The sequence below is a fragment of the Pseudomonas sp. JV245A genome (assembly GCF_032424515.1).
In the GTDB taxonomy this organism is placed as follows: Bacteria; Pseudomonadota; Gammaproteobacteria; order Pseudomonadales; family Pseudomonadaceae; genus Aquipseudomonas; species Aquipseudomonas protegens.
The window spans coordinates 1-5,316 of sequence record NZ_VYKE01000235.1 but is presented as its reverse complement, the minus strand read 5'-3'; the positions used below and the strand labels follow the sequence as shown (position 1 = coordinate 5,316).

Here is a 5,316-nt window from a genome sequence, read left to right as displayed (position 1 = left end):
CCCAAACCATCAAGACGAAACCACCAGCAGCCACACCCACAGCAACGGATATACACCCCACCCCCTCACCACAAAAAGCCCCCAACATCCCCCACCACTACCGGAAAACACCTTCAGCCAACCACTCAGGAAAGTCCCGCATACCATGCAAAACCCGCCATACGTCGATGTGGTCATCGCGTTCAACGTAGAACACCAGATAGGGGTAACGCTTCAGCGGCCAACAAAGCCCCCCGGCAGATCCAGCTCGTGGGCGTAGCGAGACATACCCGAGGCCGGATGGCGGCCGATATGAAGATAAGCCTTTTCCAAAGCATCGATAAAATCGAGCGCAGCCTGCTCGGCCTGTTGGTCAAGCTAGTCGCTGATAGCGCCTCCCACGTCCTGGCTGGCAAGGGCACGTGGCATGACCGGCTTGGTTTTCATCCTCGCGCCTTGTGAACCCTGGCACGCAGGGATTCGAAATAGTCACCCTGCACAGCAGTGCCCGGCGCCGATTGAGCACCGGCCAACAACAGGCCACGCAGATGTTGCCGATCCTGATCCTTGCGAATCAGCTCACGCACATATTCACTGCTGGTGCTGTAGCCGCGCTGGCTGACTTGATCATCGACAAAGGACTTGAGAGCGTCCGGCAGGGAGATGTTCATGGTGCTCATGGCTTTGTCCGCTTTTGACAAAATTTGCCAAACCATACCCCCTCACCCCGCCACCCGCACCACCCCCATATCAATCCCCAAATGCACCAACTCCGCATGGGAGCTGACCTGCAGCTTGCTCTTGAGCAAGGTCAAATGGTTGGACACGGTCTTGGCGCTGATGCACAACTGCTCGGCAATCACCCGCGCCGGGGTGCCCTTGGCCAGCATCACGAAGATCTCCAGCTCGCGCTGGGTCATGCTCTGCAAGCGCGGGTCGCTGCTGTTCTGCGCCGGGGTACAGGCCAGTTGCGTGGCCAGGGGCTGTTCGATGTAGGCATGCCCGGCCAGCACGCAGTGCACCGCTTCGATCAGCACCTGGGGCGCGGAGTTCTTGGTCAGGTAGCCCGAGGCGCCGGCCTCCAGGGCCTGGCGCACCAGGGGCAGTTCGTCGTGCATGCTGAAGAACAGCACCCGCAGCTGCGGCAGGCGCTGGCGCAGGCGGCGGGTGGTCTCCAGGCCGCTGATGCCCGGCAGGCCGAAATCCATGATCACCAGGTTTGGCACTTCTTCGACCACTCGGGTCAGGGCCTCTTCGCCGCTGGCCGCTTCACGCACCTGCATCGCCGGCAACACCGCGCGCAGCAGGCTGGCGTAACCCTGGCGGACCACGGCGTGGTCATCCACCAACAAGATGTTCATCAGGCCTCCATGGGCATGTTCAGGGGCATGTTCAAGGCCAGTGCCCAACCGGCGCCGGGACGGCTGAGGATGTGCAGTTCGCCGCCCAGGCTGCGGGCCCGCTCGGCCATCGAGTGCAGGCCGACGCCGGGGCGCTGGGGCTGGCGCGCGCCGCAACCGTTGTCGCGCACCAGCAGGCGCAGGCCCCGGGCGCTGCGTTGCAGGCGCACCCGTACCTGGCTGGCGTCGGCGTGCCGGGCGACATTGGTCAGCGCTTCTTGCAGCAGGCGGTAGAGGTGGGTCTTGCTGGCGCTGGGCAACGCTGGCAGGTCGGCGCCGACCCGCAATTGGCAGTCGATGCCCTGGCTGTCCTGCCATTGGCTCACCAGCAAACCGAAGGCTTCGGCCAGCGGCAGGTGCTGCAGCACCACCGGGTACAGGTCCTGCACCAGGGCGCGAAAGCCTTGCTGCAAACGCTCGCAGTTGAGCTCCAGGGCCTGGGCCGTGTGTTCCACCACCGTGGGCTGGTTGCTGACCATGCGTAGCAGGCAGGCCTGGGCGCGAATGCCCGCCAGGTATTGTCCGAGGTCGTCGTGCAGGGTCTGCGCCAGGTAGGTGCGCTCGCGCTCCTGCACCGCCAGCAGGGCCTGGGTCAGTTGGGTGTTGTCGGCGCGGGTCTGTTCCAGGGTCGCGGTCATGCGGTTGAAGTGCCCGGCCAGTTGTCGCGCTTCCGGCAGGCCGGCTTCGCGCAGGCGCACCGCCAGTTGCCCGCCGGACACCTGCTGCAAGGCCCGCAGCAAATCATCCAGCAAGCCCATGCCACGGCGTACTGCCCAACGGATGGTCAGCAGGCTCAGGAGCAGGGCCAGGCCGCACAGGCTCAACAGCTGTTGCAGGGAATCCCAGACTTCGTCGATCTCATCCCGCGCGTCCACGGCGATCAGCACCCGACGGCCGTCGCCCAGGTCCAGCTCGCGGGCGCTGTGGCGGCGCTCGCTGAACAGCTGGCGGCCGAGCCAGGCGTCCAGCCCGGCCTCTTCCGGCATGCGGGCCGCCTCGTCCGCCGCCAGCCAGTGCACCCGTACATGGCGCAGGCTCTGGGTCAGGTGCGGTTGCAGGCCCGCCGGGTTGCGCGCGGCGCTGTCGCTGAGGTATTCCACCACCGCCTCGGCGGACTGCAACTCACGCTCGACATCGGCCACCGCCTGGTGCAGCAGCAAGGCGGCGCAGGCCAGGGTCACCACGGCAAAGAATGCCGTGACCCACAGGTTGATCCGCCACAGCGCCGACATGCCTAGCGCCCCGGCACCAACGGCAGCGCTTGGGGCAGCACCGGGCGCGGGCCGTGCAGACGGTCGACGCCGATCAGGCTGAGGATCAGCAGCAACGGCAACAGCAGCAATTTGAGGATGCGCATGACGGTGTTCTCCAGGGGCAGGGCCGCTGCAACCATGCTAAGACCGCCGCACCCACGCCGGGCTACTACCTTGGTACTGCCCGGGCGCTACTTTCTGCATATTTCCCCACCCCGGTACTCTTCCTATGCTGGCGCCACCTGCCGTGGAGTGCCTTATGCACCAGCCTGCCCCGCTTATCCCGACCTGCCTGCTGGCCCTGGCCTCGGTCCTGTTGCCCCTGGCCGCGAGCCAGGCCAGCGAGGACCCCTTGCAGGTGCGCATCGGCTACCTGGGCTATCGCCCCGACCCCGGCCCGCTGCTGTCCAACATCATTCCCGAGCCTGCCGACGCCGGGCTGCAGGGCGCGCAGCTGGCGATTGTCGACAGCAACAGCACCGGGCGCTTTCTCAAGCAGCAGTTCCAGCTCGACAGCGCCAACGTCGACAGCCCCGAGGCGCTGCTGCAAGCCGCCAAGGCCCAGCATGACCAGGGCCTGCGGCTGTTCGTGGTGAATGCCCCGGCGGCCAGCCTGCGCGAGTTGTCCGCCGCCCTGCCCGACAGCCTCTTGTTCAACGCCGGCAGCCCCGACGACCGCCTGCGCAGCAGCCAGTGCCTGGGCAACGTGCTGCACAGCCTGCCCGGCCGGGCGATGCTGGCCGACGCCCTGGTGCAGTTCATGGTGCTGCGCAAATGGCAGCGGGCCTTGCTCGTCGTCGGCCAGACCGAGGATGACCGGGCCTACGCCGATGCCCTGCGCCGGGCCACCCAGCGCTTCGGCGTGAAGCTGGTCGCCGAGAAAGACTGGACCTTCGACAACGACCAGCGCCGCAGCGCCCAGGCCGACATGCCGCTGTTCACCCAGACCGCCGAATACGACGTGGTGCTGGTGGCCGACGAGCGCGGCGATTTCGGCGAGTACCTGCCCTACCAGACCTGGTACCCGCGCCCGGTGGCCGGCACCCAGGGCCTGACCCCCACCGGCTGGCACAAGAGCGTCGAGACCTTCGGCGCCGCGCAACTGCAAAAGCGCTTCGAAGCCCAGGCCGGACGCTGGATGAACGACCGCGACTTCGCCGCCTGGATGGCCGTGCGCAGCATCGCCAGCGCGGTGAGCAAACTGCGCCAGGCCGACCCTCGGGCCCTGCAGACCCTGCTGCTCAGCGACCAGTTGCCCCTGGACGGGTTCAAGGGCCGCAAGCTCAGCTACCGGCCGTGGAACGGCGAACTGCGCCAGCCGATTCCCCTGGTGCAGCCCCGGGCCCTGGTCAGCACCTCGCCCCAGGACGGTTTCCTGCACCCCTTCAACGAAATGGACAGCCTGGGCTACGACCGCCCCGAAGTGACCTGCCGCTACCCCTGATCCCATAACCACAACAACAAGGAATCCGCCATGCGCCGCCCTCTTCTCTGCCGCTCCGCCCTGTGCGCGGGCCTGCTGCTCGCCGCCGGGCACGCCATGGCCGCCACGGCCTGGGTCTCCAACGAAAAGGACAACAGCCTGAGCCTGATCGACCTGCAGACCCTGGAAGTCACCCAGACCCTGCCGGTGGGCCAGCGCCCGCGGGGGTTGCTGCTGTCCCATGACAACAAGCTGCTGTACATCTGCGCCAGCGACTCGGACCGGGTCCAGGTGATGGACGTGGCCACCCGCAAGATCATCAAGGAGCTGCCCTCCGGCAAGGACCCCGAGCAGTTCGCCCTGCACCCCAACAACCGCTGGCTGTACGTGTCCAATGAGGACGATGCGCTGGTCACGGTGATCGACACCGAGACCGCCAAGGTCCTCGGCCAGATCAACGTCGGGGTCGAGCCCGAAGGCATGGCGGTGAGCCCCGACGGCAAGTGGGCGGTGAACACCAGCGAAACCACCAACATGCTGCACTGGATCGACACCAGCACCCAGACCCTGGCCGACAGCACCCTGGTGGACCAGCGCCCGCGCTTCGTCGAGTTCAATCAGGACGGCTCAAGGCTCTGGGCCTCGGCGGAAATCGGCGGCACCGTGACCATCCTCGACGTGGCCACGCGCCAGGTGCTCAAGACCCTGAACTTCAAGATCAAGGGCGTGCACCCGGACAAGGTGCAGCCGGTGGGCATCAAGCTCAGCGCCGACGGCAAGTACGCCTTCGTCGCCCTGGGCCCGGCCAACCACGTGGCGGTGATCGACGCCAAGACCTACGAGATCCTCGACTACCTGCTGGTGGGGCGGCGGGTCTGGCAACTGGCATTCACCCCGGACCAGAGCCAGTTGCTGGCCACCAACGGGGTCAGCGGCGATGTTTCGGTGATCGATGTGAACAGCCTCAAGGTGCTCAAGTCGGTGAAGGTCGGGCGCTATCCCTGGGGCGTGGTGGTGACCCCATGAACGCCCTGGAGGTCAGCCAGCTGAGCTTCGCCTATGGCCCGCGCCAGGCCCTCGATCAGGTCAGCCTGAGCCTGGCTCCCGGGCGCTTCGCCGCGCTCTTGGGCCCCAACGGCGCCGGCAAGTCGACCCTGATCGCCCTGCTCACAAGGCTCTACGACCTGCAGCAGGGCGACATCCGCGTCGGCGGCTGCTCGCTGCGCAACGCCGCCCGCGCCGCCCTGCGCCAGCTCGGCGT

General features: G+C 66.8%; 7 protein-coding genes and 1 pseudogene. 3 read left to right on the top strand and 5 right to left on the bottom strand.

Features of this window, described 5'->3' with window-relative positions:
• Positions 1-97 precede the first annotated feature (97 nt).
• The 5 genes and pseudogenes from F6S12_RS29530 to F6S12_RS29510 all read right to left on the bottom strand — a co-directional run bounded on the left by F6S12_RS29530 (position 98) and on the right by F6S12_RS29510 (position 2,772).
• Positions 98-321: pseudogene (locus F6S12_RS29530) on the bottom strand (type II toxin-antitoxin system RelE/ParE family toxin).
• Between the two features lie 101 nt (positions 322-422).
• On the bottom strand, positions 423-659 hold the full coding sequence (locus F6S12_RS29525; protein ID WP_011060512.1) for a type II toxin-antitoxin system ParD family antitoxin: 237 nt from the start codon (positions 657-659) through the stop codon (positions 423-425).
• Positions 660-701: 42 nt separating this feature from the next.
• Positions 702-1,340, bottom strand: a complete 639-nt coding sequence (locus F6S12_RS29520) for a response regulator transcription factor (protein WP_315869667.1) — start codon at positions 1,338-1,340, stop codon at positions 702-704.
• Complete coding sequence (locus F6S12_RS29515; protein ID WP_169894031.1) at positions 1,340-2,611, bottom strand: HAMP domain-containing sensor histidine kinase; 1,272 nt, start codon at positions 2,609-2,611, stop codon at positions 1,340-1,342. The genes F6S12_RS29520 and F6S12_RS29515 overlap by 1 nt, the downstream gene beginning before the upstream one ends.
• Before the next feature lie 2 nt (positions 2,612-2,613).
• The gene (locus F6S12_RS29510; protein WP_315869668.1) at positions 2,614-2,772 is read right to left on the bottom strand and encodes a hypothetical protein; all 159 of its coding nucleotides are present in this window, start codon (positions 2,770-2,772) and stop codon (positions 2,614-2,616) included.
• A 119-nt stretch (positions 2,773-2,891) separates the two neighbouring features.
• On the opposite strand from F6S12_RS29510, the gene F6S12_RS29505 reads away from it, so the two are divergent.
• From F6S12_RS29505 to F6S12_RS29495, 3 genes are all read left to right on the top strand, one after another.
• The gene (locus tag F6S12_RS29505; RefSeq protein ID WP_315869666.1) at positions 2,892-4,076 is read left to right on the top strand and encodes an ABC transporter substrate-binding protein; all 1,185 of its coding nucleotides are present in this window, start codon (positions 2,892-2,894) and stop codon (positions 4,074-4,076) included.
• Positions 4,077-4,106: 30 nt separating this feature from the next.
• Positions 4,107-5,081, top strand: coding sequence for a YVTN family beta-propeller repeat protein (locus F6S12_RS29500; protein ID WP_011060508.1), 975 nt, complete (start codon positions 4,107-4,109; stop codon positions 5,079-5,081).
• The coding region (locus F6S12_RS29495) for an ATP-binding cassette domain-containing protein (RefSeq protein ID WP_315869665.1) at positions 5,078-5,316 on the top strand (239 nt) is incomplete at its 3' end. The genes F6S12_RS29500 and F6S12_RS29495, both read left to right, overlap by 4 nt.

Excerpts from the sequence above, each read along its gene's own strand:
- F6S12_RS29525 (WP_011060512.1), bottom strand. The coding sequence starts at position 659 with ATGAGCACCATGAACATCTCCCTGCCGGACGCTCTCAAGTCCTTTGTC.
- F6S12_RS29510 (WP_315869668.1), bottom strand. The coding sequence starts at position 2,772 with ATGGTTGCAGCGGCCCTGCCCCTGGAGAACACCGTCATGCGCATCCTC.
- F6S12_RS29520 (WP_315869667.1), bottom strand. The coding sequence starts at position 1,340 with ATGAACATCTTGTTGGTGGATGACCACGCCGTGGTCCGCCAGGGTTAC.
- F6S12_RS29515 (WP_169894031.1), bottom strand. The coding sequence starts at position 2,611 with ATGTCGGCGCTGTGGCGGATCAACCTGTGGGTCACGGCATTCTTTGCC.
- F6S12_RS29505 (WP_315869666.1), top strand. The coding sequence starts at position 2,892 with ATGCACCAGCCTGCCCCGCTTATCCCGACCTGCCTGCTGGCCCTGGCC.
- F6S12_RS29500 (WP_011060508.1), top strand. The coding sequence starts at position 4,107 with ATGCGCCGCCCTCTTCTCTGCCGCTCCGCCCTGTGCGCGGGCCTGCTG.